This is a genomic window from Lederbergia sp. B243.17 (genome assembly GCF_057657925.1).
Genome location: NZ_JBWBKF010000097.1, coordinates 63,085 through 88,633, shown reverse-complemented (window position 1 = coordinate 88,633; position 25,549 = coordinate 63,085). Strand labels below are relative to the sequence as shown.

At 50.4% G+C, this 25,549-nt stretch carries 31 protein-coding genes and 1 other annotated feature; of the genes, 29 read left to right on the top strand and 2 right to left on the bottom strand.

Annotated features, from left to right (window positions below):
* The first annotated feature begins 48 nt into the window (after positions 1–48).
* The 22 genes from AC0TWI_RS20625 to AC0TWI_RS20520 all read left to right on the top strand — a co-directional run bounded on the left by AC0TWI_RS20625 (position 49) and on the right by AC0TWI_RS20520 (position 17,628).
* The gene (locus AC0TWI_RS20625) at positions 49–498 is read left to right on the top strand and encodes a prepilin-type N-terminal cleavage/methylation domain-containing protein (protein ID WP_488128223.1); all 450 of its coding nucleotides are present in this window, start codon (positions 49–51) and stop codon (positions 496–498) included.
* 10 nt (positions 499–508) lie between these two features.
* Complete coding sequence (locus tag AC0TWI_RS20620; RefSeq protein ID WP_488128222.1) at positions 509–1,252, top strand: prepilin peptidase; 744 nt, start codon at positions 509–511, stop codon at positions 1,250–1,252.
* 42 nt (positions 1,253–1,294) lie between these two features.
* Complete coding sequence (gene pilM / locus AC0TWI_RS20615) at positions 1,295–2,251, top strand: type IV pilus biogenesis protein PilM (protein WP_488128221.1); 957 nt, start codon at positions 1,295–1,297, stop codon at positions 2,249–2,251.
* Entirely contained in the window at positions 2,252–2,875 is a 624-nt protein-coding gene (locus AC0TWI_RS20610; RefSeq protein WP_488128220.1) for a hypothetical protein, read from the top strand. It begins immediately after the preceding gene.
* Positions 2,872–3,633: a hypothetical protein gene (locus tag AC0TWI_RS20605; RefSeq protein WP_488128219.1), complete on the top strand. Its 762-nt coding sequence runs from the start codon at positions 2,872–2,874 to the stop codon at positions 3,631–3,633. The genes AC0TWI_RS20610 and AC0TWI_RS20605 overlap by 4 nt, the downstream gene beginning before the upstream one ends.
* 97 nt (positions 3,634–3,730) lie before the next feature.
* A complete protein-coding gene (locus AC0TWI_RS20600; protein WP_488128218.1) occupies positions 3,731–4,738 on the top strand; it encodes a hypothetical protein in 1,008 nt (335 codons plus the stop codon).
* A gap of 148 nt (positions 4,739–4,886) precedes the next feature.
* Positions 4,887–5,462 carry a Maf family protein gene (locus AC0TWI_RS20595; RefSeq protein WP_488128217.1) on the top strand — a complete coding sequence of 192 codons (576 nt, stop codon included), beginning with the start codon at positions 4,887–4,889 and terminating at the stop codon, positions 5,460–5,462.
* 46 nt (positions 5,463–5,508) lie between these two features.
* Positions 5,509–6,180 carry a RadC family protein gene (radC, locus tag AC0TWI_RS20590; protein ID WP_488128425.1) on the top strand — a complete coding sequence of 224 codons (672 nt, stop codon included), beginning with the start codon at positions 5,509–5,511 and terminating at the stop codon, positions 6,178–6,180.
* A 173-nt stretch (positions 6,181–6,353) separates the two neighbouring features.
* Positions 6,354–7,364: a rod shape-determining protein gene (locus AC0TWI_RS20585; RefSeq protein ID WP_488128216.1), complete on the top strand. Its 1,011-nt coding sequence runs from the start codon at positions 6,354–6,356 to the stop codon at positions 7,362–7,364.
* Between the two features lie 169 nt (positions 7,365–7,533).
* A complete protein-coding gene (gene mreC / locus AC0TWI_RS20580) occupies positions 7,534–8,406 on the top strand; it encodes a rod shape-determining protein MreC (RefSeq protein ID WP_488128215.1) in 873 nt (290 codons plus the stop codon).
* Positions 8,406–8,924: a rod shape-determining protein MreD gene (gene mreD / locus AC0TWI_RS20575; RefSeq protein ID WP_488128214.1), complete on the top strand. Its 519-nt coding sequence runs from the start codon at positions 8,406–8,408 to the stop codon at positions 8,922–8,924. Before mreC ends, mreD begins: the two co-directional genes overlap by 1 nt.
* A 215-nt stretch (positions 8,925–9,139) precedes the next feature.
* Entirely contained in the window at positions 9,140–9,829 is a 690-nt protein-coding gene (gene minC / locus AC0TWI_RS20570) for a septum site-determining protein MinC (protein ID WP_488128213.1), read from the top strand.
* Complete coding sequence (gene minD / locus AC0TWI_RS20565; RefSeq protein WP_488128212.1) at positions 9,822–10,628, top strand: septum site-determining protein MinD; 807 nt, start codon at positions 9,822–9,824, stop codon at positions 10,626–10,628. The genes minC and minD overlap by 8 nt, the downstream gene beginning before the upstream one ends.
* A gap of 269 nt (positions 10,629–10,897) precedes the next feature.
* Positions 10,898–11,656 carry a peptidoglycan DD-metalloendopeptidase family protein gene (locus AC0TWI_RS20560; protein ID WP_488128211.1) on the top strand — a complete coding sequence of 253 codons (759 nt, stop codon included), beginning with the start codon at positions 10,898–10,900 and terminating at the stop codon, positions 11,654–11,656.
* The gene (locus AC0TWI_RS20555; RefSeq protein ID WP_488128210.1) at positions 11,649–12,503 is read left to right on the top strand and encodes a M50 family metallopeptidase; all 855 of its coding nucleotides are present in this window, start codon (positions 11,649–11,651) and stop codon (positions 12,501–12,503) included. The genes AC0TWI_RS20560 and AC0TWI_RS20555 overlap by 8 nt, the downstream gene beginning before the upstream one ends.
* A gap of 83 nt (positions 12,504–12,586) precedes the next feature.
* On the top strand, positions 12,587–14,062 hold the full coding sequence (locus AC0TWI_RS20550) for a ribonuclease E/G (RefSeq protein WP_488128209.1): 1,476 nt from the start codon (positions 12,587–12,589) through the stop codon (positions 14,060–14,062).
* A gap of 58 nt (positions 14,063–14,120) precedes the next feature.
* Positions 14,121–14,200: a sequence feature (ribosomal protein L21 leader region), on the top strand.
* A gap of 14 nt (positions 14,201–14,214) precedes the next feature.
* Positions 14,215–14,523: a 50S ribosomal protein L21 gene (gene rplU / locus AC0TWI_RS20545; RefSeq protein ID WP_488128208.1), complete on the top strand. Its 309-nt coding sequence runs from the start codon at positions 14,215–14,217 to the stop codon at positions 14,521–14,523.
* A 12-nt stretch (positions 14,524–14,535) separates the two neighbouring features.
* Positions 14,536–14,868 (top strand): ribosomal-processing cysteine protease Prp, encoded by a 333-nt coding sequence (locus tag AC0TWI_RS20540; protein WP_488128207.1) that lies wholly within the window; start codon positions 14,536–14,538, stop codon positions 14,866–14,868.
* A gap of 12 nt (positions 14,869–14,880) precedes the next feature.
* On the top strand, positions 14,881–15,165 hold the full coding sequence (gene rpmA, locus AC0TWI_RS20535) for a 50S ribosomal protein L27 (protein WP_488128206.1): 285 nt from the start codon (positions 14,881–14,883) through the stop codon (positions 15,163–15,165).
* Positions 15,166–15,305: 140 nt separating this feature from the next.
* On the top strand, positions 15,306–15,848 hold the full coding sequence (locus tag AC0TWI_RS20530; RefSeq protein WP_488128205.1) for a Spo0B C-terminal domain-containing protein: 543 nt from the start codon (positions 15,306–15,308) through the stop codon (positions 15,846–15,848).
* A 5-nt stretch (positions 15,849–15,853) separates the two neighbouring features.
* A complete protein-coding gene (gene obgE / locus AC0TWI_RS20525) occupies positions 15,854–17,146 on the top strand; it encodes a GTPase ObgE (RefSeq protein WP_488128204.1) in 1,293 nt (430 codons plus the stop codon).
* A gap of 26 nt (positions 17,147–17,172) precedes the next feature.
* A complete protein-coding gene (locus tag AC0TWI_RS20520; RefSeq protein ID WP_488128203.1) occupies positions 17,173–17,628 on the top strand; it encodes an ACT domain-containing protein in 456 nt (151 codons plus the stop codon).
* Between the two features lie 358 nt (positions 17,629–17,986).
* Here the strand turns inward: AC0TWI_RS20520 and AC0TWI_RS20515 are convergent, their stop codons facing one another.
* Positions 17,987–18,532, bottom strand: coding sequence for a 3H domain-containing protein (locus AC0TWI_RS20515; RefSeq protein WP_488128202.1), 546 nt, complete (start codon positions 18,530–18,532; stop codon positions 17,987–17,989).
* A 184-nt stretch (positions 18,533–18,716) separates the two neighbouring features.
* Here AC0TWI_RS20515 and safA point away from each other — a divergent pair, with 184 nt between their 5' ends.
* The 3 genes from safA (at position 18,717) to AC0TWI_RS20500 (ending at position 21,520) form a co-directional block, all read left to right on the top strand.
* Positions 18,717–19,910: a SafA/ExsA family spore coat assembly protein gene (safA, locus tag AC0TWI_RS20510; RefSeq protein ID WP_488128201.1), complete on the top strand. Its 1,194-nt coding sequence runs from the start codon at positions 18,717–18,719 to the stop codon at positions 19,908–19,910.
* Entirely contained in the window at positions 19,903–20,892 is a 990-nt protein-coding gene (locus AC0TWI_RS20505; RefSeq protein WP_488128200.1) for a phosphotransferase, read from the top strand. Before safA ends, AC0TWI_RS20505 begins: the two co-directional genes overlap by 8 nt.
* 82 nt (positions 20,893–20,974) lie before the next feature.
* The gene (locus AC0TWI_RS20500) at positions 20,975–21,520 is read left to right on the top strand and encodes a BofC C-terminal domain-containing protein (RefSeq protein ID WP_488128199.1); all 546 of its coding nucleotides are present in this window, start codon (positions 20,975–20,977) and stop codon (positions 21,518–21,520) included.
* A gap of 49 nt (positions 21,521–21,569) precedes the next feature.
* Here AC0TWI_RS20500 and AC0TWI_RS20495 read toward each other — a convergent pair whose 3' ends face one another.
* Positions 21,570–22,319, bottom strand: coding sequence for a general stress protein (locus AC0TWI_RS20495; RefSeq protein WP_488128198.1), 750 nt, complete (start codon positions 22,317–22,319; stop codon positions 21,570–21,572).
* A gap of 237 nt (positions 22,320–22,556) precedes the next feature.
* Between AC0TWI_RS20495 and ruvA the strand changes: the two genes are divergently transcribed.
* The 4 genes from ruvA to queA all read left to right on the top strand — a co-directional run bounded on the left by ruvA (position 22,557) and on the right by queA (position 25,481).
* Positions 22,557–23,174: a Holliday junction branch migration protein RuvA gene (gene ruvA, locus AC0TWI_RS20490; RefSeq protein ID WP_488128197.1), complete on the top strand. Its 618-nt coding sequence runs from the start codon at positions 22,557–22,559 to the stop codon at positions 23,172–23,174.
* Between the two features lie 70 nt (positions 23,175–23,244).
* Positions 23,245–24,246 (top strand): Holliday junction branch migration DNA helicase RuvB, encoded by a 1,002-nt coding sequence (gene ruvB, locus AC0TWI_RS20485; protein WP_488128196.1) that lies wholly within the window; start codon positions 23,245–23,247, stop codon positions 24,244–24,246.
* Entirely contained in the window at positions 24,243–24,449 is a 207-nt protein-coding gene (locus AC0TWI_RS20480; protein WP_488128195.1) for a DUF2905 domain-containing protein, read from the top strand. The genes ruvB and AC0TWI_RS20480 overlap by 4 nt, the downstream gene beginning before the upstream one ends.
* 3 nt (positions 24,450–24,452) lie before the next feature.
* Positions 24,453–25,481, top strand: coding sequence for a tRNA preQ1(34) S-adenosylmethionine ribosyltransferase-isomerase QueA (queA, locus tag AC0TWI_RS20475; protein ID WP_488128194.1), 1,029 nt, complete (start codon positions 24,453–24,455; stop codon positions 25,479–25,481).
* Positions 25,482–25,549: the final 68 nt, after the last annotated feature.

The following is a 25,549-nucleotide window of genomic DNA, read 5'->3' as shown; positions in this document are numbered from 1 at the left end:
GCTAGGTCTAATAACCTAAACCATAAGAACCAAAAGGAGGGAATTTACATGTTAACATTGAGAAAGAGATTGAAAGAAGAAAAAGGTTTTACACTTGTTGAGCTGTTGGCAGTTATCGTCATTTTGGGGATCATTGCGGCGATTGCGATTCCGAGTATTGGAAAGGTGATTGAGAATTCGAAGAAGGATGCGCACATTTCGAATGCGAAAATGATGTTAGAGGCAGGACGCATGGCAGTAGCGAACGAGGAAAAGGGTGCAGCAGCTGGTAAGTATACGTTAAAAGAGTTAATAGATGGGGGATATCTTGAGAAGTTTAAAAGCCCTACAAAAGAAGACTACAGCGAGACTGATAACTTTGTTGAGTACAATAAAGAATCAGGTGAATACACAGTAACACTGAATATAACTGGAATGCCAAAAATTAATGGCGTAACTCAGGATAAATTAGATCGTAAAGAACTAGAAAAAACTACAAGTGGTGGCACTGGTAGTTGATTACTAGTATATGAATATTATAATAACCCTCTACGCCCTCCTCCTCGGCTCCTTCTACAATGTTGTGGGCTTGAGGGTGGCGGCGAAGCAGTCTATTGTAAAGCCACGGTCGGCGTGTCCGGGCTGCGGGCGGACGCTTGGACCGCTTGAATTGATTCCGGTTGTGTCGTATGTTTGGCAGAGGGGGAAATGCCGCGGCTGCGGGTCGCGGATTTCCCCGCTTTATCCAATCATGGAAGCGATGACGGCCGTTCTTTTCGTATTTGCCTACATAACGCTCGGCTTGACGGCGGAGACCGTCATTGCCTGGACACTCATTTCTTTATTCATCATCATCACCGTCTCCGATGTGACCTATATGCTTATCCCCGATAAGGTATTGCTGTTTTTTGGCTGCCTTTTTGCCGTTGAACGGCTGCTTTTCCCTCTCACCCCATGGTGGGATTCCTTGCTCGGTGCCGCACTAGGCTTTGGCCTGCTGCTCTTGATTGCGGTCATCAGCAAGGGCGGAATGGGCGGAGGCGATATCAAGCTTTATGCGGTGCTCGGCCTTGCGCTCGGGACAAAGGTCGTTCTACTGTCGTTTTTCCTTTCGTCGTTGTTCGGGGCGATTGGCGGCGTTGCCGCCGTTGCGCTGAAGATCCTGCCGAAGGGGAAGCCGATACCGTTTGGGCCATTCATTGGTGCCGGGACGCTGATCGCCTTTTTCTATCATCAGCCAATTATTGATTGGTATTTTTCATTTCTTCAATAACTTATACAGCGTGTGATTCTTCCGCAAAAAGGAGTTTTTAGGATGGGCCTACAGATATTTCAACGAAAAAAGAAAACAGCCAGTCTTGTCTTCACCGATCATTCGATTCGGTTTATGGATGTGGCGCTCGGTGCCCAGCCTAAAATCATCCGCTGGGAGGAGCGTCCGCTAAGCGGCGAAGTGATCCGGGACGGGAAAGTGACGGATCTTGATGCCTTTCGCATTATCCTTGAGGAATGTGCTGCCCTTTGGGGGATCAAACGGCGGGATGTCCAATTTCTCGTTCCTGATCAGTATGTGAACGTCCGTATAGTCCCTGTTCAGAAGGATGTACGGGAAGATGAACTGAAGGGTCATATTTTTCTAGAAATTGGTACGCAGATCCATCTTCCATTCGAAGACCCCGCGTTTGATGCCAAGATCATCCGCGAAGGGGAGAAGGCCAATGAGGTGCTGCTCGTCGCTTCTTCTGGAGAAGTGGTTGATGCGTATGTCCGCGGGCTTGAAGAAGCAAAGCTGAAGCCGGCTGCAGCCGAAATATCGCCGCTTGCGCTGTACCGCCTTTTCCATTATGCAGGGATGACAGACATCGCAGAGCACGTTCTCCTGCTGCATTTTGATCATGATTTGCTGACGATGTCGATTTTCCATGAAGACATTCCGCTCTTCATGAAGCCAGTTACATACGGAACAGACTCCCTGCCGGAAAAATCCAATGACATCAATCCCCTACTCCTCATGGAAGACGCCTTCCATGAGATTGATAAAGTGATAGAATTTTATACATATACGCTGAAAAAAGGCGACGCCCGGATCGATAGGGTGCTTTTGAGCGGCGACCATGAACGATTTTCGGAAATCAAGGCAGTCCTTAGTGAAAGGCTGCCTGTGAAGCCGGAAGAATTTCCGGCAGAAAAGTTTGCCTCCCCGGATGGCAGTCCGCTGCCGCCAGGTTTCCTGCCTGTTCTCGGCCTGGCGTTGAAAGAGGTGAACGCCTAGATGCTTGTCGATATCAACCTGATTGAAAAAGAAGGGAAGCGTTCTTCCTCCTTATTAATGGTTTTGCTGATGATTGCAATCGGATTCCTGCTCGCCTTCCTTGTGATCTTTTTTCAGACGCAGAACGAAAAGGGGCGGGTTGCTGACGAGGAAAGAAAACTTTTGGAGACTCGGAAGCTTGTTGCGGCAGAGGAAGCGAGAATTTCCGCCTATGAGGCGAATGATTCAGTCGCCATTTTAAAAGGGGCGATTGCTTGGGCAGAAAACGAGCCAGTTGCAATCGTGCCAGTGATGGAATTGTTCATCCATCAGCTGCCGGAACGCGGGTTTATCAAAGAATTGACGTACACCTATGACGGTCATGTCAATTTGGCTGTCCAATTTGATACGAGCCGGGAATCGGCCTTTTATCTCCACCAGCTTCTTTCCTCCGAATGGGTAGTAGATGCCAAGCTCTTATCCGTCGAAAGCGAGAAGCTTGAAGAGGAGGAAGAAGAAACGACTAACTCCGACCAAAAAAACATTTTGCCGCGCTATGTCGCATCCTATGAGGTGGAGCTGGACAGAAATGCGATTAAGGCCGGGCTTGTGGAAGATACTGCCGAGGAAGGGGGCGAGGAATGATGAAGCTCTCCCTCGAAAAAAAGCAGTGGGCTTTGGCAGCTATTGCGGCTTTATTCGCCCTGGCTGCCATCGGCCTCCTTTACCTCTTCATGTACAAGCCCCAAGCTGAGCTTGCAGAGCAGAAGGCGCGGGAGCTTGGACAAGAAAAGAAAATGCTCGCAATCGTCCAAAAGCGGGCGGATGGGATCGGAAATGCAACGTTTGAGAGCACCTTATCGCTACAGAAAAAGGTCCCGGTCAAAGCGATGGAAGATCAGTTCGTTCTCGATCTAGAAAAAGCAGAGACGATTTCAGGCGTTCAGATTGAGTCGATCCAGTTTGCTGTGAACGGTGTGCTTCCTGCCGAAACAGAAAGCGGCGAAGAAGAGAACGACACTGCAGAAACTGAGGAAGATGAAACAGTAGAAAATGTGCCTGTTCCTGAGCCTGCCGTTCTTCCGGAAGGAATGGAAAAACTGACAGCGACGGTTACGGTGACAGCCGATAAATATTTAGATTATGCAGCTTTTCTCGAGAGCATTGAAAGCGAGCCGCGGATCACCCAGATTGAACGCGCCGTGCTGAACGGCCAGGAAGAAGTGACGGTTCTGGATGAAGACGAAAAGACGGTATCAGAGCCGTTCACATTTGAAACGGATATTTCAGTTTATTACTTGCCTGTTTTGACACAGCTGCTCGATCAGCTTCCGAAAATCGATGCTCCGCAGCCGGCCCATAAAGAGGATCCGTTTGTGCGTTTGCCAGCGCAAAAAAAATGACGAAATCCTTTGAGGACAAGACGACAAAAGTCTTGTCTTTTTTTATTTTCGCTATGCTAGCATGAAGCAAGACAGAGTGGGCGGAAGGGGTGGAGGCATGGCGAAAAAAGGGAAGCGGACGATTACCGTCAGGGTGAATGGCCAGGAACAGGATTTTGCCGAGAAGGTGGTCATCTCTAACTGGCAGGCAGCAAAGGATGAAACAGCTTCCGCGGCTGAGAAGGCGGACGAGGAGGGTTTTGAGTGGGTTCTTCCGGATGAAGAGCGAATCGATATCCCGGAATACAAGCCTGTGCCCATCTATACGGCGGGAAGCCAGGCAATCACGTCTTTTAAAAGGAACAAGAAGAGCTGGCTGAAAGGAAAGGGTCTTCTGATCGTGTCGGCCGTTTTCGCGATTGTCATCGGTCTGCTGCTTGGCCTTTTCATCTTGAATATTACCTTGCCGGCTTCAAAGGAAATCGAAGCATCGGGAGGCAAGCTAGAAGAAGCAACTGCAAAACCGGCGCCTGAAAAAGCCGCGGCAATGGTAGCGGCTGGACTGCCTGCGCTTGATGTAGCGCTCGTGCAGGCCGGTGTGTTTTCCACAAAGGAGGCAGGGGAGGAAATGGCCGCTGCCTTTAAAGCGAAGGGCCAGGCCGCGTCACTCCTTGAAATGGATGGGAAGTTTTATCTTTTTTCCGGCGTTGCTGCCGACATCGTTACAGCGAAAGCAATGGAAAATAAGCTGAAAGCGGGCGGGGAAGATGTCTGGGCAAAAATGCTCTCCTTCCCAGCCAAAGAGTGGGAAGTCCAGGCAGGGACAGATGAGGCCTTGAAGTCGGGCAGGGAAGCCTTCCTTTCACTGGCGGAAGTGACAGGAAAGGCAGCGGTCAGCGGTCAGCTTGACAGCGCCGGCGTTGAGGGGGCGAAGATAAAGGCGGAAGCGGCCGCAAAAGCCGGTGACGGTAATGAAACAGCCGCGGCTCTCGGGAAAGCGATCAATCAGGCAGTCGAACATAGCGAAGCATTCGGTAAAAGCGGCAACGCGCAAAACCTTGTTTCCGCCCAGCAGTCGCTTTTAGACTATCTTCAAATTTCGTTCGGAACCGGTCCCCGGCCGTAAAGGCTCAGATGGCCGGTTTTTTCATGCGTTCGCACCGATCATAAGCCGGATCCAAGCTGTAGGTCGGGCGTTATTCGGCTTGCCCATTCCATGCCGCTCTGATACGATGGGGGTATATCTCCCTTATCCAGGAAAGGCAGGAAACCTCATGAAAAACCTCATACTCGCATCCTCCTCGCCACGCAGAAAAGAACTGCTGGCAAAGCTGCAAATCCCATTTGATGTCCAGCCGACGAATACGGATGAGTCCTACCAGGAAGGTCTTGCCCCAAGCGCGATTGTCGAAGAACTTGCGCTGCGGAAGGCAAAAGCTGCACAGCCTCTTCACCCTGAAGCTTTCATCATCGGTTCGGATACGATTGTTGTCTATGGAGAAACGGTCATGGGCAAGCCGCAAAGCCGTGAGCATGCGGAAACGATGCTGAAACAGCTTTCCGGATCGATGCATGAAGTATATACAGGTGCGGCTGTGCTTCACCAGCAGAAAAAGGAAGTATTCCATGTGAAAACAGAAGTGTTGTTCTGGGAGCTGGACGAGCAGCTTATTAAACGGTACCTCGACAGCGGCGAACCGTTCGACAAGGCGGGTGCATACGGAATCCAGGGGCTTGGCTCTCTGTTTGTGAAAGAAATCAAAGGCGATTACTTCTCTGTTGTCGGCCTGCCGGTCTCCCCGCTGTTCAGAGTATTGCAGAAAATGGGACTGACCCCTCCGGCTCCTTAAATCAAAAGGAGGCTTGCCCCACTTGAAAATAGAACCTGAAACGTTGATGATCCGAGATTTCCCGACTGCTGAACGCCCGAGGGAAAGACTGATCCAGCAAGGAGCGGAAAGCTTGTCGAATCAAGAGCTTCTTGCCATCCTGCTCAGGAGCGGAACCCGCTCTGAATCCGTCATCCAGCTCGCCAATCGGCTCCTTACACAGTTTGACGGCCTTTCCTGGCTGAAAGACGCGGCCCTTGAAGAAATGACATCAATCAAGGGGATCGGGGAGGCGAAGGCCGTTCAGATTGCCGCAGCCGTTGAGCTCGGGAGAAGAATCTCCAACCTCTCCTACTCCGACCGTTATGTAATCCGCAGCCCCGAAGACGGGGCGAACTACGTCATGAATGATATGCGCTTCCTGCATCAGGAAAATTTCGTTTGCGTCTACCTCAACACGAAAAACCAAGTCATCCACCGGCAAACCATCTTTATCGGCAGCCTGAACGCCTCGATTGTCCACCCGAGAGAGGTATTTAAAGAAGCGTTCCGGCGCTCTGCAGCCTCCATCATCTGTTTCCACAACCATCCGAGCGGAGATCCGACACCATCACGTGAAGACATCGATGTGACAAAACGGCTTGTGGAATGCGGGAAGCTGATCGGCATCGAAGTTCTCGACCATGTTATAATTGGCGACAAGCGATATGTGAGCATGAAAGAAAAAGGATATATGTAGTACTATGATTTACAACAATGTTAATATATAATTATGTTTGTGATTTTTTAAAAGACCGGCCATTGGGTTTAGGGCCATTGGAATAGAATGTTCAGCATACAGCGAGGCTGGGCGGAAAGTGGCAAAGCTGTTTTGCCGGCTTGGCATTGAATGGAGAAAGGGAGATACATAACATGTTTGGAATCGGAACGAAGGATCTTGGAATCGACTTGGGAACGGCGAACACGCTCGTTTTTATCAAAGGCAAAGGCATCGTCCTCCGCGAGCCGTCCGTCGTCGCATTACAGACGGATACGAAGAAAATTGTCGCAGTTGGAAATGATGCGAAAAATATGATCGGACGGACACCGGGCAATATTGTTGCACTCCGGCCGATGAAAGACGGCGTCATCGCCGATTATGAAACTACAGCGGCGATGATGAAATATTACATTAAAAGCGCAGCGAAAAATGGCTCATTTGGCGGAAAGCCCCATGTAATGGTTTGCGTTCCGTCTGGTATCACAGCCGTTGAACAGCGCGCCGTGCTCGATGCGACAAGAGAAGCGGGCGCACGTGATGCGTATCCGATTGAAGAGCCGTTTGCAGCGGCAATCGGTGCAAACCTGCCTGTATGGGAACCGACCGGCAGCATGGTTGTCGACATCGGCGGCGGTACAACGGAAGTGGCGGTTATTTCCCTTGGAGGAATTGTGACTAGCATGTCAATTCGGACTGCGGGCGATGATTTTGACGAAGCAATCGTCACGTACATCCGCAAAACGTATAACTTGTTAATTGGAGAGCGTACAGCTGAAGCAATCAAGGTTGAAATCGGTTCTGCAGGGGATGTGGAAGGCATCGCTCCGATGGAAATCCGCGGGCGGGACCTGTTGACAGGCTTGCCGAAGACGATTGAAATCCGTGCGGACGAGATTGCCAAGGCGCTTCACGATACCGTCCATGCCATCATTGAAGCGGTGAAGAACACCCTTGAAAAAACTCCGCCTGAGCTGGCAGCGGACATCATGGACCGCGGCATCGTCCTTACAGGCGGCGGAGCGCTTCTGCGCAATTTGGACAAGGTGATCAGCGAAGAGACGAGAATGCCGGTCCTTATCGCCGACGATCCGCTTGACTGTGTTGCCATCGGTACCGGAAAAGCGCTTGAGCACATTGATCTGTTCAAAAATAAAGCGAGATAAAACAAAATTCATCAGATAGGCCGCCCCAGCAGGGTCCTGATTGGCGTGCCGGACCGAATCTGAAATTTGCAATTAGGGGACCCCGGAATTTTTCCATTTCCGGGGTTCCATCTCCTTGCAGCTGGGAGGGTGATCAGCTGCCGGCTAATCAGAAAATGAGGTGTCAATCATGCCGCAGTTTTTTCTTAATAAACGTCTGATTATCCTGCTTGTCAGTATTATTATCCTCGTCTCATTGATCGGTTTTACGCTTCGGGATCGTGATAACATCTCAAAGCCCGAGCAATTCGTGAAGGATGTTGCAGGTTTTGGGCAATCACTCGTTTCCAAGCCTGCCCATGCAATAGCAGGTTTTTTTGACAATGTGAAAAGTCTACAAAATACATATACGGAAAATCAGAAACTGAAGGTCCGACTCGAAGGGCTGGCCAAGCAGGAAAAGGAAATCGCCGATCTGAAGAAAGACAACAAGGAACTGCGTGGAGTACTGGGCAAGACCGAGAGCCTGCGGGACTATACGCCGATCCAGGCAACTGTCATCAGCCGAACACCTGACCGCTGGTATGAGCAAATCATCATTAACCGCGGCAGCAAGAGCGGCGTGAAGCCGGATATGGCTGTCATTACGGCAAAGGGGCTCGTCGGTAAGGTTGTAGCTACTTCTGGTGTGACAGCGACTGTTGAACTGCTAAGCTCGGATAATACGAAAAACCGCGTGTCGGCTGCTGTCCAGATTGGCAATGATGATGAAGTATACGGACTGATCGACGGGTATGACCAGAAGAAGAACATGCTCCTGCTGAAAGATCTTCCGAACGATAAAGAGATCAAGCCCGGACAAGGGGTTATCACGTCCGGCTTGGGCGGCGTCTTCCCGAAATCCCTGGACATTGGGACGGTCAAGGAACTGGTGCCCGATGAGTATGGTTTAACGCAGATTGCTTATGTAGAGCCGTCTGCCGAGTTTTACGGCTTCGAGCATGTCATCGTCGTTAAGCGGAGCATGGAAGCATACAAGGAAAGCAAAGAGGGGGAGGAATGATGAAGCGAGTTGTTCTGCCCCTCGTATTGGCGGTCGTCTTTTATGCCGAAAGCATTTTCGTCGACCTTCTTCCTCCCGGGGCATTCGGCGGCCCGCGCGTGCTGGAGCCCCATTTTCTTCTCATCCTGCTTGTCTTGATGGGCATCTATTATTTCCGGAACCGCACGCTCGTATATGCGGCTATTTTTGGTCTTGTTTTTGATATTTATTACACCGGTTTGATCGGAGTGTACCTTTTTCTCTTTCCGATTGCCGTCTATGTTGCAGCTAAAATGGAGAAAATTCTCCAAGCAAATATATTAACGGCCGCCCTGATTGTCATACTGAACATTTCACTCGTTGAGACACTCGTCTATTTTCTACATTTTCTTATTTCGCGCAAGACGGCCCCGTTCAGTGAATTTGTCGAGTTCGGTCTTCTGCCGACGCTTGTGCTGAACATCGCCTTTTTTATTGTGGTCTTTCTTCCTTTCTCCCGTTGGTTGCAGCGAAAAAGAAGGCTGGAGCTGGATGAATAGTTTTTTTCGGCAGCGCATTTTTGAAAAATAAGAGAAAAAAAGAGGGAAAAATGCGCCACCTGTCGAAATGAGGAGATTGAGACAGTAAAAGGTTCAGAGATCGTCCGTAAAAGGGTCCATATCACACTTGTACATATATGGATAGAACCGACGTTTTCCGCCGAAAGGAGACATAGGGGCAGGACACTTGCTTGGAAAGGAGCTGCCCGGCTAACATGAAAAACAAACAATATGTAATGATAAAAGGGACGAAGAGCGGCCTTTCGCTGCAACTGAGCGACCGCTGTTCCTATGAAGAGCTGCTTGCTGAGCTGGAAGAGAAATTGGCGGAATTGCAGGGTGCAGAAGCTGATACACCGCTGCTTTCTGTCCGTATCCTGGCCGGCAACCGATATTTGGATGAGAAGCAGCAAGAAGAACTGAAAGAGATGATCAGGCAGAAGCAAAATCTGCTTGTTGAAGAGATTGAAAGCAATGTGATGACGAAGGAAGAATCACAAGCGCTTATAGACAAGCAGGATATTACATCGATCGCTGCCATTGTCCGTTCCGGGCAGATTTTGGAAGTGACCGGTGACCTTCTGCTCGTTGGAGATGTGAATCCGGGCGGAACGGTGAGAGCAGGCGGAAATATTTTTATCATGGGAGCGCTGAAGGGAGTGGCCCATGCAGGCTATTCCGGGAATGAGGAAGCGGTCATTGTCGCTTCATTCATGACTCCCTCTCAGCTGCGGATCGCCGACTGCATCAGCAGGGCGCCTGATTCGTATGACAATGAGGACCATCATCAGATGGAATGTGCCTACATTGATCAAACGCACCAGATTGTCATTGACCGTTTGCAGGTCCTGAAATACATACGGCCGAATATTACTAGATTCAAAGGGGGACACTACTATGGGTGAGGCAATCGTAATTACTTCCGGGAAAGGCGGCGTCGGCAAAACGACAACTTCCGCAAACTTGGGGACGGCCCTTGCCCTGCAAGGGAAGAAAGTATGCCTGATTGATACGGATATCGGCTTGCGCAACCTTGATGTCGTGCTCGGATTGGAGAACCGCATCATCTATGACCTCGTCGATGTCGTTGAGGGCAGATGCAAGCCGCATCAGGCATTGGTGAAGGACAAGCGTTTTGAAGATAAATTGTTCTTGCTGCCAGCCGCCCAGACGAGCGATAAAACAGCCGTGTCGCCTGAGCAGATGAAGGCTCTCGTCGATGAGATGAAGCCTGACTATGATTATATTCTGATTGATTGCCCTGCAGGGATTGAACAGGGATATAAAAATGCTGTGGCGGGCGCAGACCGGGCGATCGTTGTCACAACGCCGGAAATCTCCGCTGTGCGGGATGCCGACCGGATCATCGGACTGCTAGAGAAGGAAGAGACCGTAGAACCGCCGAAATTGATCATTAACCGGATCCGCAGCCAAATGATGCGGAACGGGGACGTGCTCGATGTGGACGAAATCTCCCAGCACTTGTCGATTGACTTGCTCGGCATCGTTCAGGACGATGAAGAAGTGATCAAGTCCTCCAACCAGGGAGAGCCGATCGCCTTAAATCCGAACAGCAAAGCGTCAATCGCTTACCGGAACATCGCGAGAAGGATTCTCGGCGAATCCGTGCCGCTCCAAGCGCTGGACGATGAAAAACCCGGGATGTTCGCGAAAATTAAAAAGTTTTTTGGCGCACGCGCCTGAATGAAACCTCCAAAGCTTAGCCTTTGGAGGTTTTTTGAATCTTCCGGTTTTGCCCCCTCCCGTGATACCTATAGGATTCAAAGGCGAGTCAAGTTTACATTTTTTTAAGCGGTTCATGTCAATTCAAGTCAGTTTTTATCTTACACATCAGTTCACGATACGGCATGCATGCATACGTCAGCTCACGATTTGTCGCGTATGTTTACGTCATATCCTCGGCGGACAAGTCATATCGTAATACAAATGACCAAGCAGGGGAGAGTGTTGACATGAGCCGGCGAGCGGATGAAGTCAGAAAGCGGATGGCCAAAAGGCGGAGGCAAAACAGGATTCCGTCTGATCGGCCACTATATAAAAGCGAAGAAACCGCTCCGGATATGGAGTATACATCCGATGGCTGGTCGCGCGAAGAGCGTTCCGTCCATCCGCTTTGGAATAAAGATGTGTTTCTGATGAAAATTTTCGGGTCGGCCCTGCTCGTCCTCGTTACGGCGATTCTATTCCAAGTGCAGGCCCCCGCTTTGGATAAGGCACGTGCGGCGGTAACGAAAACATTTGAAACGGATTTCAAGTTTGCTGCGGCGGCGGACTGGTATGAAAAACAATTCGGCAAGCCGCTCGCACTCCTGCCTGTTAAAACTCCTGCAGAAACAGAGAAGCCGGCAACCATACCGTATGTGCTGCCGGCATCCGCCAAGATATCAGAGCCGTTTGCCGACGGGCGTCAGGGCGTCCTGTTTGAAACGGAACAGGGAGCTGCGGTGGAAGCGATGGCAGGAGGGGTTGTCCTGTTCGCCGGGAAAAAATCAGATATCGGCAATACGGTCGTCATCCAGCATTCGGACGGGTCGGAGTCCTGGTACGGCAATTTGGAATCGGTGAAAATCAAGCCCCGCGAACAAGTGAGCGCGGGAGAGCAGGTCGGAGTCGTCTCCAGCAGCGAGGATGAACTCGCCGGGCAATTTTATTTTGCTATCAAACAGAACGGCCAATTCATCGATCCGACAACGGTGATGACCTTTGACTAAGTACATCCAATTGATGACAAAGGTCCATATTCATCCTTTCTTCTGGGCTATTGCGGGACTTGCTGTACTGACAGGCTATTTCTGGGAATTGGCTGCCCTTTTTTTCATCGTCTTTCTCCATGAATGCGGCCATGCGACAGCAGCAGCCTATTTTTCTTGGAGAATCAGAAGGATCGTACTCCTCCCGTTTGGGGGTGTATGCGAAGTGGATGAGCACGGCAACAGACCGCTGAAGGAGGAGCTCATCATCACTCTTGCCGGGCCTCTTCAGCATGTCATCATCGCGGGAACGGTAATCGTTCTTGGCAACTTGGAATTATTGCCGGTAGAATATGCAGGGCTTCTCCACCAGATGAACGCGATGGTCTTCCTGTTTAACCTGCTGCCGATCCTGCCGCTTGACGGCGGGAAGCTTTGGCGCCTGCTGCTGACGTCCCGTTTTGCGTTCAGTCAGGCTCTGCGTTTTTCGCTTCAAAGCTCATTTGCATTTTTGCTCGTACTCCATTTGATCTGCTTTGTATTTTTCCCTTTTCATCTGAATATATGGATTGTGCTCGGCTTTCTCTACTTCAGTCTCTGGACGGAATGGAAGCAACAGCGCTTTGTTTTTATGCGTTTCCTGCTTGAAAGGCATTACGGAAAGCAGGCAGAATTTGAGCAGCTCCACAATCTGGAGGCGGCCGGCGAGGAATCACTGCTCTCTGCAATGGAAAGGTTCCGGCGCGGCTGCAAACATCTCGTTGTCATTGCAGGGAAGGGAAAGCTTGATGAAAATGAACTCCTTTATGCTTATTTTACTGAAAAGCAAGTTGACGCAAAGCTGAAGGATCTAGTATATGAGGAATGATTGACGTCAACAGAAGAGCAAGCTACAGTTAAAGACAGATCTAAAAATCTGCCTTTTTTGCGGTAGAATGGGTGAAGAATAAAATGAATGAAATTATCATTGATGCGATTACGGATGAAAAACGGCTGGCAGTTAGGGAGGACGGGAGAACGGTCAGGCTCCTGATTGATCAGCCAAAGGACAGGTCCGAGGTCGGCAACATATACTATGGCATCGTCGAAACGGTCAAGCCGGGGATGAATGCGGCATTTATCAGAATCGGCAAGGGAAAAAAGAACGGATTTCTCCAGCGGAATGACCTGCCTGCCTATATACATTCCGAAGATGCCGATAAAGACAAGAAACCGATTACCGCTTTTCTCAGGCAGGGGGAAAAGTTACTTGTCCAAGTTAAAAAGGATGCAACCGATAGGAAAGGGCCGCTCCTTTCAGGCATCATTGAATTCCCTGGTGAGCGGATGGTCTACATGCCGGATGGAAAATATATCGCAGTAACGAAAAAACTTTCCGAATCCGGGCGCAGCTTTTGGCGTTCGGCCGCAAGCCGGTATGCTGAGGATCGGGAAGGGCTGATCATCCGCACGGAGGCGGTCAAAGGGACGGAAGAGGATTTTTTTGAAGAACTTCAACGGCTCCGCGGAGAATATATCGAACTGAAAGAGAGGCTGAAAGAGGCCAGCCCGCCAGAGCTGTTACGGGCCGATTCTCGGTTTTTTGACGAGGTGGGCCGGGAATGCGTCCGCCTGAATGAAGGGGCGATTTACTGCAACAGTTCCGCTGCGATGGCGGAGTTGAAGAAGCGGGGACTGACTGGAGAATGGACCACTAAGCTCATTCTGGGAAAAGAGAACATCTTTTCCCTGCTTGAAGTGGAAAAAGAGCTGGAAAGAGCGCTGAAAAAGATTGTCTGGCTGGAGAATGGCGCCTATTTGATTATCGATGAGACAGAAGCCGCTGTTATCATTGATGTCAATACAGGGAAGTTCACAGGAAAAACGCTAAAGAGCGACACAATCTTCGAAACGAATAGGCTTGCTGCGCTGGAAATTGCCCGGCAGCTGCGGCTGAGGGACTGCGGCGGAATGATCCTGATCGACTTTATCGACATGAAGGCGGCGGATGACTGGAAGAAGGTAGAGAGGACGCTTGCCGATGCGCTCCGCAGCGATCCGAACGGTGCAAAGCTGATTGGTTTTACTCCGCTCGGGATTTTTGAGCTGACACGGAAACGGACGAAGCATTCGCTCGCCGCCGCCTTGATGACGGATTGCCCGGCTTGCGGCGGAAGGGGCAAAGTCTTCTCTCCGGAGACGAACGCTTTCCGGCTTGAACGGCAGCTCCGGGAAATGCCGCCTGGAGACCATGAAGCCGTGCTGATCGAATGCGACGCGGATACACAGGCCGCCTTTTCAGGTGAAGGGGAACGATATTTGGAGAAACTGGAAGGCGATCTTGGGATAAAGATCTTTTTCCGTGGTCTCCCGACAGGAAGGACAGGCTACGAAATTCGCAGATTCGGCACCCGAACCGAGATCAGTGCCTCGCTGGAAATGAATTGAGACGAGTATTGACAAATGCTTTTAAAATATGGTAGTATCGTTTTGTTAGTTTGTAGCACCCGTGCTACAACCGCACGAGCCGGGTAATAAGATTCATCAACCGATGAACGCCCGTACTTGGCGAGTCTGAGTCTAATAAGGAGGTGCAATGCATGTACGCGATTATTGAAACTGGCGGAAAACAAATCCGTGTAGAAGAAGGCCAAGCAATCTACATCGAGAAATTGAATGCAGCTGAAGGTGAATCTTTCACTTTTGACAAAGTTCTTTTCGTCGGCGGCGAAGATGTGAAAGTGGGCAGCCCATTTGTTGAAGGCGCAACCGTCACAGCGAAAGTTGAAAAACAAGGCCGTCAAAAGAAGATTGTTGTCTTCAAATACAAAGCGAAGAAAAACTATCACAAGAAACAAGGTCATCGTCAGCCATACACAAAAGTTGTTGTTGAAAAAATCAACGCTTAAGGCGGGGTTGTCATGATCCGGGTCCAGATTCAGCGGACAAAAGATGGCAGGGTTGAAGCCTTTACGATGGACGGACATGCCGATTTTGCGGAACATGGCCAGGACATCGTTTGTGCAGGAGCATCGGCAGTGGCATTTGGCAGCTTGAATGCCATTATGGCGCTGACCGGGGCCGAGCCGGAGCTGGAACAGAGCGAGAGCGGTTTTCTCCGCTGCTCTTTCCCCGGCGGCCTTCCCGATGACGTCTCCTCGAAAGTTCAGCTTTTGCTTGAGGCGATGATCGTTTCTTTGCAGACGATCGAGCGCGACTATGGGAAATATATAAAGATAAAAGTTCATCAATAGGAGGTGGAACAAATGCTAAGATTGGATCTTCAATTTTTCGCATCCAAAAAAGGGGTAGGTTCTACAAGGAACGGACGTGACTCTGAGTCGAAGCGCCTTGGCGCGAAGCGTGCGGATGGACAATTCGTATCCGGCGGCTCAATCCTGTACCGCCAGCGCGGAACAAAGATTTACCCAGGTGAAAACGTTGGCCGCGGAGGCGACGACACATTGTTTGCTAAAGTTGACGGCGTCGTTCGTTTCGAGCGTATGGGCCGCGACAAGAAAAAAGTAAGCGTGTATCCAAAAGCTCAATAAGGGCAATTTGCCTGGTTGAAAAATCTCCAGCCTGATTAGGTTGGAGATTTTTCTTTTCCGTATGCCAGTGAATCTGCATTTCTTTTCCAAATATCTGCTATACTTAAATCATCAATGAAGCCGTACTGAGGAGTAGAATAATGCGAGAAAATTGGACAAAGATGGATATTTTGCAGCATGTCCGGCATGACTGGCTCAACAGGATTCAACTGATCAAGGGCAACCTGGCGCTCGGTAAGACGGAACATGCGAATCGAATCATCGAGGATATCGTCATTGACATGCAACAGGAGGCAAAACTGACGAATCTCGGCTTGCCGGAATTAGCGTTCTTGCTGATGTCGCATAACTGGGGCGGATATCCCTATGCAGTCGAGTACGAGATTCCTGAGACACTGCTTGAGCTTCCGGTCGTTGACAGAGAGGTTTCCAACTGGGTGCGCCAGCTTTTTGAAAAGCTGAACGAAAAGGCTGATCCGGTCCATGATAACCGTCTGTCCGTACTGATCGGAGAGGAAAAGGGCTTGGCTCGATTTGTTTTCTATTTTGACGGAATACTAGAAGATATCGGCGGCCTTGAAGATTGGCTGGCGGGCGATGAGGCAGTGGAAGAGGCTCGCATCGAGAGAAAGTCAGGCAACGAAACCATCATCGAAGTGTTTTTTAAACGGATTGGAGTGTGATCGTGATGTTTGTCGATCAAGTGAGTGTATATGTAAAAGCTGGTGACGGCGGAAATGGCATGGTCGCCTATAGGCGGGAAAAATATGTGCCGATGGGCGGTCCTGCCGGCGGCGACGGCGGCAAGGGAGCAAGTGTCATTTTTGAAGTCGATGAAGGACTGCGTACATTGATGGATTTCCGCTACAAGCGCCATTTTAAAGCGGCGAGAGGCGAGCATGGGATGTCGAAAAGCCAGCACGGCAAAGGGGCGTCCGACATGGTCGTTAAAGTTCCCCCCGGCACCGTCGTTTCGGATGCTGATACCGGCGAAGTGATTGCTGACCTCGTCGAACAAGGGCAAAGAGCGGTCATCGCCAAAGGCGGCAGAGGCGGGCGGGGCAACATCCGTTTCGCAACGCCAGCAAACCCGGCGCCGGAAATTGCCGAAAACGGGGAACCGGGCCAAGAGCGAAACGTGACCCTTGAACTGAAGGTACTTGCCGATGTCGGCCTCGTCGGTTTCCCGAGTGTCGGAAAATCAACCTTGCTTTCTGTCGTCTCTGCGGCCAAGCCTAAAATTGCCGAATACCATTTCACAACGATCGTGCCGAATCTCGGCGTAGTGGAAACAGAGGATAGCCGGAGCTTCGTTATGGCTGACCTGCCGGGATTGATCGAGGGTGCGCATGAAGGAATCGGTCTTGGACATCAATTTCTCCGTCATATTGAAAGGACGAGGGTTATCGTCCATGTTATCGATATGTCCGGTATGGAAGGCAGGGAGCCGTTCGAGGATTTCGAAACGATCAACAGCGAACTGGAACAGTACAACCTGCGATTGATGGAAAGGCCGCAAATCATCGTCGCCAACAAAATGGACATTCCGGGTGCAGAGGAAAACCTGCAGGAATTCAAGGAGAAACTGGATGGCCGTTATCCGGTCTTCCCGATTTCCGCGATTACGAGACAGGGCTTGCGCGATCTGTTATACGCCATCGCCGACCAGCTGGAAAAAACGCCGGAATTCCCGCTTGCAGAAGCGCCGGAAGAGGTGGAAGAAATCAACCGGGTCGTGTACAAGCATGAAAAACCGGAGGATCAGTTTGATATTACCCGTGATCCGGACGGCAGCTTTATCATTTCCGGCGATCAGGTCGAGCGCCTGTTCAAGATGACGGATTTCTCGCGTGAAGAGTCTGTGAGACGTTTTTCCAGGCAGCTGCGCGGCATGGGTATCGACGATGCTCTTCGTCAGCGCGGTGCGAAAGACGGCGATGTCGTCAAGCTGCTGGAATTTGAATTTGAGTTTATTGAGTAGCTTTTCTTGGCATTGGGGGAAAGACAATGGCAAAAAAACAGCAGCATCATAAGTTTTTCTTGGTCCGGGAAGATGTATTGCCGGAAGCGATGAAAAAGACGCTCGAAGTGAAGGAACTGTTGGAAAGAGGGAGAGCGGAATCGGTTTGGGATGCTGTCCAGAAAGCAGATCTTAGCCGGAGTGCCTTTTACAAATATAGAGACACGGTCTTTCCGTTTCACCGGGTGGTAAAAGAAAAGATCATCTCTCTCTTCTTTTACCTGGAGGACAAACCGGGGGCGCTGTCCAAGCTGCTCGCGGTCGTCGCTACCAACTCGTGCAACGTCCTGACCATTCACCAGACGATCCCTCTTCAAGGAAGGGCTAACGTTACGCTTTCACTTGATGTGACGAACATGTCCGTTGATATTGACGAGCTGCTCATCAAGTTGAGACGGCTGGAATTTGTCGACAAAGTAGATGTCCTCAGTTCTGGAGGATGATAAAAAGCGCAAGCAGGAACCCATTCAGGGACCTCGCTTGCGCTTTTTGTATGCCGGGAGTTAGATACGTGAAAAACCGTTGGACCGTTTCTTCGGGGTGAAAGCGTTGCTTAGACACGTGAAGAATTCGGAAAGGCGTTTCTTCCGGTATGCAAGTGGTGCTTAGACACGTGAAGAATGGGAAAACCCGTTTCTTCCGGTAAGAAAGCATCACTTAGACACGTAAAGAACAGGAAAACTCATTTCTTCCGGTATAAATCAGCTGCTAACCCCCAACTCCCAAGACAGCTCACTCTGCCATATGCCCAAGACAGCTGACAAATCCATCCGTTCCCCGTATCGGGGCCCCAATCCTTCTTTATTTTTCCTCCATCAGGATGCCTGCTTCCTTCAGTGCCCTTTCAACGGAATCGAGTACAGTCCGATTATTCGCAATCAATGTATGCAGATGGATACCGGATGTCAGGTCAGAGAGAAGGGAAGCGTTCGTATCGGCGATTTTCTTTAAGAACTGCTGGACATCGTCTCTCGTAGATACCATGATGGACGCGGTCAGATCCCCGTATACCGGGTGCTCAACCCGGACATCTTTCACGGTGACGCCGTGATCGACGATGATGTTCAGTTCTTCTTCTGCCTGCTGGCGGCTATGAAAACAGACAATCGTTTTTTCGATTTTTTCCCCTGCTGTTCCGGCGGCAAGGTAAATGTAGCCCTGGCTTGTCGCGATAATCGGTTCATTCCGGGCTTTCAGCAATGTAACATCGCTGACAATCACCTGGCGGCTCACATTGGCCATCTTTGCCAGCTCACTGCCTGTGACGGGCGAAGGGCTGTTTTTGAGCAGCTGGAGCAGCCATTCACGCCGTTCTTCGCCTAATTTTTTCTTGTTGATCCCTGTCATGCAAAAACCTCCGTCCGTCGCACTTGTCTCCATTTTACCATAATTGCCTTAAAGGCGTGTGTCAGGAAATCAGCACCCCTATATTCATAAAAAGAAAAGATCTATCATAAATTTTTGTGAAGAAGAATGGCAATTTGCCTACACGAACATAGGATAAAGGGACTTATGCTGAGGAGGGAATACATTGAGAATCCATATCGTACAAAAGGGTGAAACTCTTTGGACGATCGCCAAGAAATACGGCGTTAATTTCGAAGAGCTGAAAAAAATGAATGCCCAATTGTCGAATCCCGAAATGATTATGCCTGGAATGAAGATCAGAGTGCCTGCTGCCGGCCATAAAGAGATGCCAATGCACGGACAGCAGGCTCAGCATCACCATAAGCCGCCGGTTCATCATCATCCAAAAGAGGCGCCGATTCATCATGCTCCGCCTCATAAAGAAATGCCGAAGCCGCCGGTCGTCCACAAGGAGATTATTAAGGAAAAGCCGATTATTCATAAGGAGCAGGTCAAACACATTTATACCCCGGTGATGCCGCAACTGCCTACACCGAATCTGCCCGAAATCGATGTGAACAATTTCGTCACTATGAACATGCAGCAGGTCCAGACGCAGACCCAGGCGCCGCCGCCAATGCCTGCCCCGCCGCCGGTTGTAGAAGAGGAAACAGTTGAAATGCCAATGATGCCAATCATGCCAATTCAGGAAGGATGCGTCCAGCCTATGTTTACACACCCATGTCCGCCGCCAGTCATGCCTATATGTGATCCGTGTTACCCGCACCCGCATCATATGATGCCGCATCATATGCCGCACCATATGATGGGAATGAGCCCACAGGTGATGGGAATGGAGCAGTGGATGCCGCCGGTCCAGCCGATGCCGTTCCAAGGAATGCCGATGCAGCAAATGCCTTACCAAACGATGCCGATGCAACAGGGAGCATATCCGATGGCACCTGCACAAGGTGTTGGCCAGCCGTATTGGGGTGACGAGTCGTCATCTTCCTATTACCAAATGGGCGGCCACCATCATCATATGATGCAAGGCCATGATCCATCTGCCGTGATGGGCGCTCAGCAGTCTCCTTATGCAGGCCAAGGGGCAGCTGTCCTGCCGCAAGTGCCTCCGACCGGCATGCCATTGAGCGGCTGTGGCTGCGGAGGAGGCGGGGGCCATACCCACCACCAAGCTGGCGGTCAATTTCCGATGCATCAGGGGATGATGTACAGCATGCCGAGAATCCAGCCTGAGTACAGCCAACCTGCGCCTCAATCTTATTATGGAGGAATCCCTTACGGCTATCCTTTGCCGGGAACTGGACAGATGTATGGGATGCCGCAATTTGCCGGATATGAGGACGAAGATGAGTAAAGTAACAGCGGGAGACGGACATGATGCCCGTCTCCTTCTTTTTCTGAGGAAGAAACTTCATCTGCCCCCAGCCCGACTGGAAAAAATCAAGCAGGGAATCTGGAAATTGGAAACCCGGAATGAACGCTGGATGCTAAAAGAATTTTCGTCTGAGGAAAAGTTCGATTCGCAATACTATTTATTAAATAGGTTAGAAGAAACAGCCTTTAGCAGAACGTATAGTTTTCACTCGATTCACGAGTATGGCCCGCTTCTGTTTGAGGGAAAGCATTACGGGCTTCTTTCCTATATCGAAACGAAGCTGAGCAAGCCTGTCCTGTATAAAGAAGAGCAGGACCGCAGGCAAGTGCTCGAACTGCTTGAAACATTCCATGAGACTACGGCTGAAATAGCCCACGATAGCGAGGGTTATGTTCCGGCTTACGACCAGCTCGAAAAATGGGAGCAACGGCTTCGCCAATTCCGTGAAATGATCCTGCCAGTGAAAGATGACCCGATTTTTCCGTATCTGGCCGCCTATGCCCGAATTGGACGACAGGCCTTATCACAGCTTGAGAGTAATAAAGAGTACTTCACAAAAGGTCCGAGGGTGATCATCCACGGGGATTTGGCGAGCCATAATATCCTGCGCGGACGCGATGGGGGTTTATACTTGATCGATTTTGATTTGATCGCCAGAGCTCCTGCCGCGATTGACCACCTGCAGATTTGCAACCGGTTGCTGCCTTTTTTGGAATGGAAGAAAGAGAGAATGTTCGCTTATAAGGAATTGGGGCGTTATGAAAATGAGCAGCCCTTTCTTGTCGCGCTGCTGTACCCTACTGACATTTTCCGGGAATGGAATCACTTCTGCAAAAGCAGCAGGCGGAGGCAGCAGACCGCTTGGCCATATGTAAACAATCTCGTCCGCGGTCAATTTGAAGAAAGGATCCGTTTTCTTCAGGAAATCAATGATTCCGCCGGGAAATTGATATCTGTCTAACTTGTAAGATCACGCATAAGATTGTCAGTTTTTGGTCACGCTATAGCCAAAGAACTTACTTTTCCGGCTAGAGGTGAACAATATGAAAACTGTGTTCCGCCTTACTGCGTTTCTAATTGTCGTATCAGGGACAGCAAGTCTCTTTTTCCTGGCACCGATGGGAACAGGGGAGGCAGGAGTGGAGGAGGAAGCAACATATACGGCTATACCTAATGGCCCGCTCACACTTGATGTCATTTTGAAACGAACTTATCTGGATGGCGAGTCAAGTGAGGAGCACGTTAAAGAGACCGTTTGGGCGCTGGAGGATTTTTGGGCTGCTTATGAAGCCTGGCAGCTTGTCGATATGGATGAAGAGAAGCTTATCTTTGCTATGCAGGTCGACGACATCTCGCCCATGCTGAAAATGAATGGGTATTTTGGGTTGACTGAGGACGGGATTTTGTCGACGTTTAACGGAAAGCCGGATCAGGCAAAGATCATCCACTCGTTTTTCCAAATCGATATGGAGAAGCTGGAAGGGCGCCAGCAGCTTGAGTTGAAAGATGGCGTACCAATTGTGACAAAAGAAACGTATACGGCCATGATTGAGGAAATGAAAAAGCTGGAGAAAAAGGATAGGCGATAAATAGAGCAAGCCGGCGGAATGAATCATCCGCCGGCCTTTTTGTTACATATCAGGACTGAGGGCCATCCAAATTGTTGCCATAGTCATTATTCGGACGGTGCTTATCCTTTTGCGGGTTGTGGTTCTTGTAAAATAGATCTGTTTCTTCCTCGTATTCTCTCTCCCGATAAGTTCCCGGAGGCTGCTGATCGGCCTGCATCGCAGGTCTCGATGAAAGATCATTGTCCACATCAAGTGCCTTCTGGAAGCGCTGTTCATCACGCAGGTCCTCTTTCAAGGTATTCAGGTTGCGGGAGTCCGTCTCTATCTCTTCTTCCGGATGTCCGGATACGGCTGCAGCTGTTTCTTCTGCAGTCTCTCTGCTCACTTCAGGGGTGAGGTCCCGTCTTTCCGGCATAATGTCCGGATTGATCACGCCAGTTCTGCCTTTATCATAGGCGCTGTCAACAAGGACGAGGATCTTTCCTCCGTCCACTTCGCCGCTGTATCGCTCGATATCGCTATCCGTAAGGCCGAGATCACGCAAATGCTCATCATAGCCCGCATAATCATCTTTTACTGTGAAAAAGGAGCGCAAATCCTCCCAGAAATTTCTGTGATCCCGGTTTTCGCGTTCATAATCCGGAGATATGTCGAACTTGGCCTCGGCACCGGTCTGATCCTGAATCAGCTCCGAGTCGTTCAAATCACGGGCAACAACGTAAATATGACGCGGTTCGATGCCATCCGCCTTCATCGACTCGATGGAGCGGACCGCCTCAAAGCTTGAAGCGAAGATACCGACGACGTTCTTATTCATGTTACATTCCCTCCCATATCCATTGATTTTTTTGCAGGCGGACAGCGGGCGATCCATATCCGGAACATGCCTGCAGCCCGTCCGTCAGTGCAGATATATTAAAGGATGAATACCCTGGAACAGCTCTTTGTAAACAATCACATTGGCTCAGAATGAAGAACATATGTTTTTTATGTTTAGTACCGATAGAATTTTATGGTACAATGGTGGGTAGCATGAAAGAGGAGAGAATCAACTTTGTATGAATATATAAAAGGGACGGTCGAATCGATCGGGCCGGAGTATGTGGTGATTGAAAACGGGGGAATCGGTTTTGAGATTTTGACGCCAAACCCGTTCGCATTCTCAGCGGATCAGGGCAGTCACGCGAAGGTATATACATATCAGCATGTCCGCGAAGATATGATCGCGCTGTATGGGTTCCGCACAATGCAGCAAAAGAGAATGTTCAAAAAGCTGATCGGTGTTTCTGGAATCGGTCCGAAAGGGGCACTTGCGATTTTGGCATCAGGCGAGCCGACGCAAGTGATCCGGGCGATTGAGCAGGAGGACGAGAAGTTCCTGACGAAATTTCCTGGAGTGGGGAAAAAGACGGCAAGGCAGATGATCCTTGACCTGAAAGGGAAGCTGGATGAAGTGCTGCCGGAATCGTATCTTCACCTTGGTGATGAGGAGCTCTTTAAAAAGCCTGCTGCGAGCGGACATCCGCCTGAGTTAGAGGAGGCGCTCCTGGCGCTTGCTGCTCTCGGCTATTCTGAGAGGGAATTGAAGAAGGTCACCCCCGGGCTGGAAAAAGAAGATTTGCAGACGGCGGATCAATATATTAAAAAAGCATTGCAATTATTGATGAAATAATCGGCAGCCTAAATCGCGGAAAGTCCGCGAAAGGCGCCGGGGAAATTGAGATTAACAGGAGGCTGGAGTGATGGAAGAAAGGGTCCTGTCAGGCGAAGCGATCATGAATGATCAATCTTTCGAGCAGAGTCTCAGGCCGCAATTTTTAGCCCAATACATCGGACAGGATAAAGTGAAGAGCAATCTTTCCGTCTTTATCGAGGCGGCGAAACTGCGGCGGGAAACGCTGGATCATGTACTTCTGTACGGACCGCCTGGACTTGGGAAAACAACGCTCGCTGTCGTCATTGCCAATGAGATGGGAGTAAACGTCCGGACAACATCCGGCCCCGCAATAGAACGTCCGGGCGATTTGGCGGCAATCCTGACTTCTCTCGAGCCCGGTGAGGTGCTTTTCATCGACGAAATCCACAGGCTGCCGCGCTCAATCGAGGAAGTGCTGTATCCGGCGATGGAGGATTATTGCCTCGATATCGTCATCGGAAAAGGACCGGAAGCCCGGTCTGTCAGACTTGATCTTCCGCCGTTTACCCTTGTCGGTGCAACAACAAGGGCCGGAGCGATTTCTTCGCCGCTGCGTGACAGGTTCGGCGTCCACAGCCGGCTGGAGTATTACACGGAGAGCCAGCTGACCGATATTGTCGTCAGGACGGCGCAAATATTGGATACGGAAATCGACTGGGAAGGGGCTGTGGAGATCGCCAGGCGTTCCCGTGGCACCCCAAGGATTGCCAATCGGCTGCTGCGCCGCGTCCGGGATTTCGCTCAGGTTCGCGGCGACGGAGTGATCACGTTCCCGCTTGCGGAAGAGGCGCTCGCACTCCTGCAAGTGGATAGGCTCGGCCTTGATCACATCGACCATAAGCTCCTGACCGGGATCATTGAAAAGTTCAGGGGCGGGCCGGTCGGGCTCGATACGATTGCCGCCTCCATCGGTGAGGAGTCTTCGACAATAGAAGATGTTTATGAACCGTACCTATTGCAGATCGGCTTTTTGCAGCGGACGCCAAGGGGGCGGGTTGTGACCGGTAATGTATACAGGCATTTCGGACTCGAGGAGCCGGCCACATGAACGGCATCGGCAAATTATTGATGTTTGCCGGGGTCGGACTGTTTGTCATCGGGCTCTTTATACATTTTTTCAAGCTGGGCAGGCTGCCTGGCGATATTTTGATTAAAAAGGGCAATACGACCTTTTATTTTCCTGTCGTTACGTCCATTTTGATCAGCATTTTGCTTACAGCTGTGTTGTACGCAATCGGGAGGTTTAAGTGAACTGTGAAAGTAGAAGAATTTGATTTTGAACTGCCGGAGGAACTGATCGCCCAGGTGCCGCTAGCTGATCGAACAGCTAGCCGGCTTATGGTGCTCGATAAGAAGACCGGTGACATAGCGCATGAGCAATTCAGCCGGATCGGTGATTACTTGCAAGAGGGGGACTGCCTTGTCCTCAATGACACGAAGGTGCTCCCGGCACGGCTGATGGGAGAAAAAGAAGATACAGGGGCCAAAATCGAAGTACTCCTTTTGAAACAGCTTGAAGGCGATCAGTGGGAAACACTCGTTAAGCCGGCCAAGCGGGTAAAACCTGGGACGGAGATCATCTTCGGCGGCGGGAAGCTAAAGGCCATTTGCCGTGAAGCAGGAGAACATGGAGGAAGAGTGCTTGAGTTCAGCTATACTGGCATCTTTTACGAAGTGCTCGACGAATTGGGCAAAATGCCGCTTCCGCCGTATATTAAAGAACAGCTTGATGACCAGGACCGGTACCAGACGGTTTACGCGAAGGAGAGAGGCTCTGCAGCCGCTCCGACTGCCGGATTGCATTTCACGAAAGAGCTGCTTTCCGCTTTACAGGAAAAAGGTGTGAAGCTCGCTTTTATCACCCTTCATGTCGGGCTGGGCACGTTCCGGCCGGTGAATGTAGAAGATATTGACAAGCATGAAATGCATTCCGAATACTATCACGTAACCGAAGAGACTGCCGCCCTGCTGAATGATGTAAGAAAGTCCGGCGGAAGGATTGTCACAGTAGGAACGACATCGACCCGGACATTGGAAACAATCGCTACGCTGAACGGCGGGAAATTCGCGCCGGGAGACGGCTGGACCGATATTTTCATATATCCGGGCTATGAGTTCAAAGCGATTGACGGCATGATCACCAATTTCCATTTGCCGAAGTCGACACTGATTATGCTCGTCAGCGCTTTAGCTGGAAGGGAACATGTTCTGCACGCGTACCATGAGGCTGTCAGGGAGAAATACCGCTTCTTCAGTTTCGGAGATGCTATGTTTATTAAATGATCGGGCAACGCCGGAAGCCGTTTTGACAAGGCATCCTTCCGGCGGAGCCCTGACGATGAAAGGCTGCA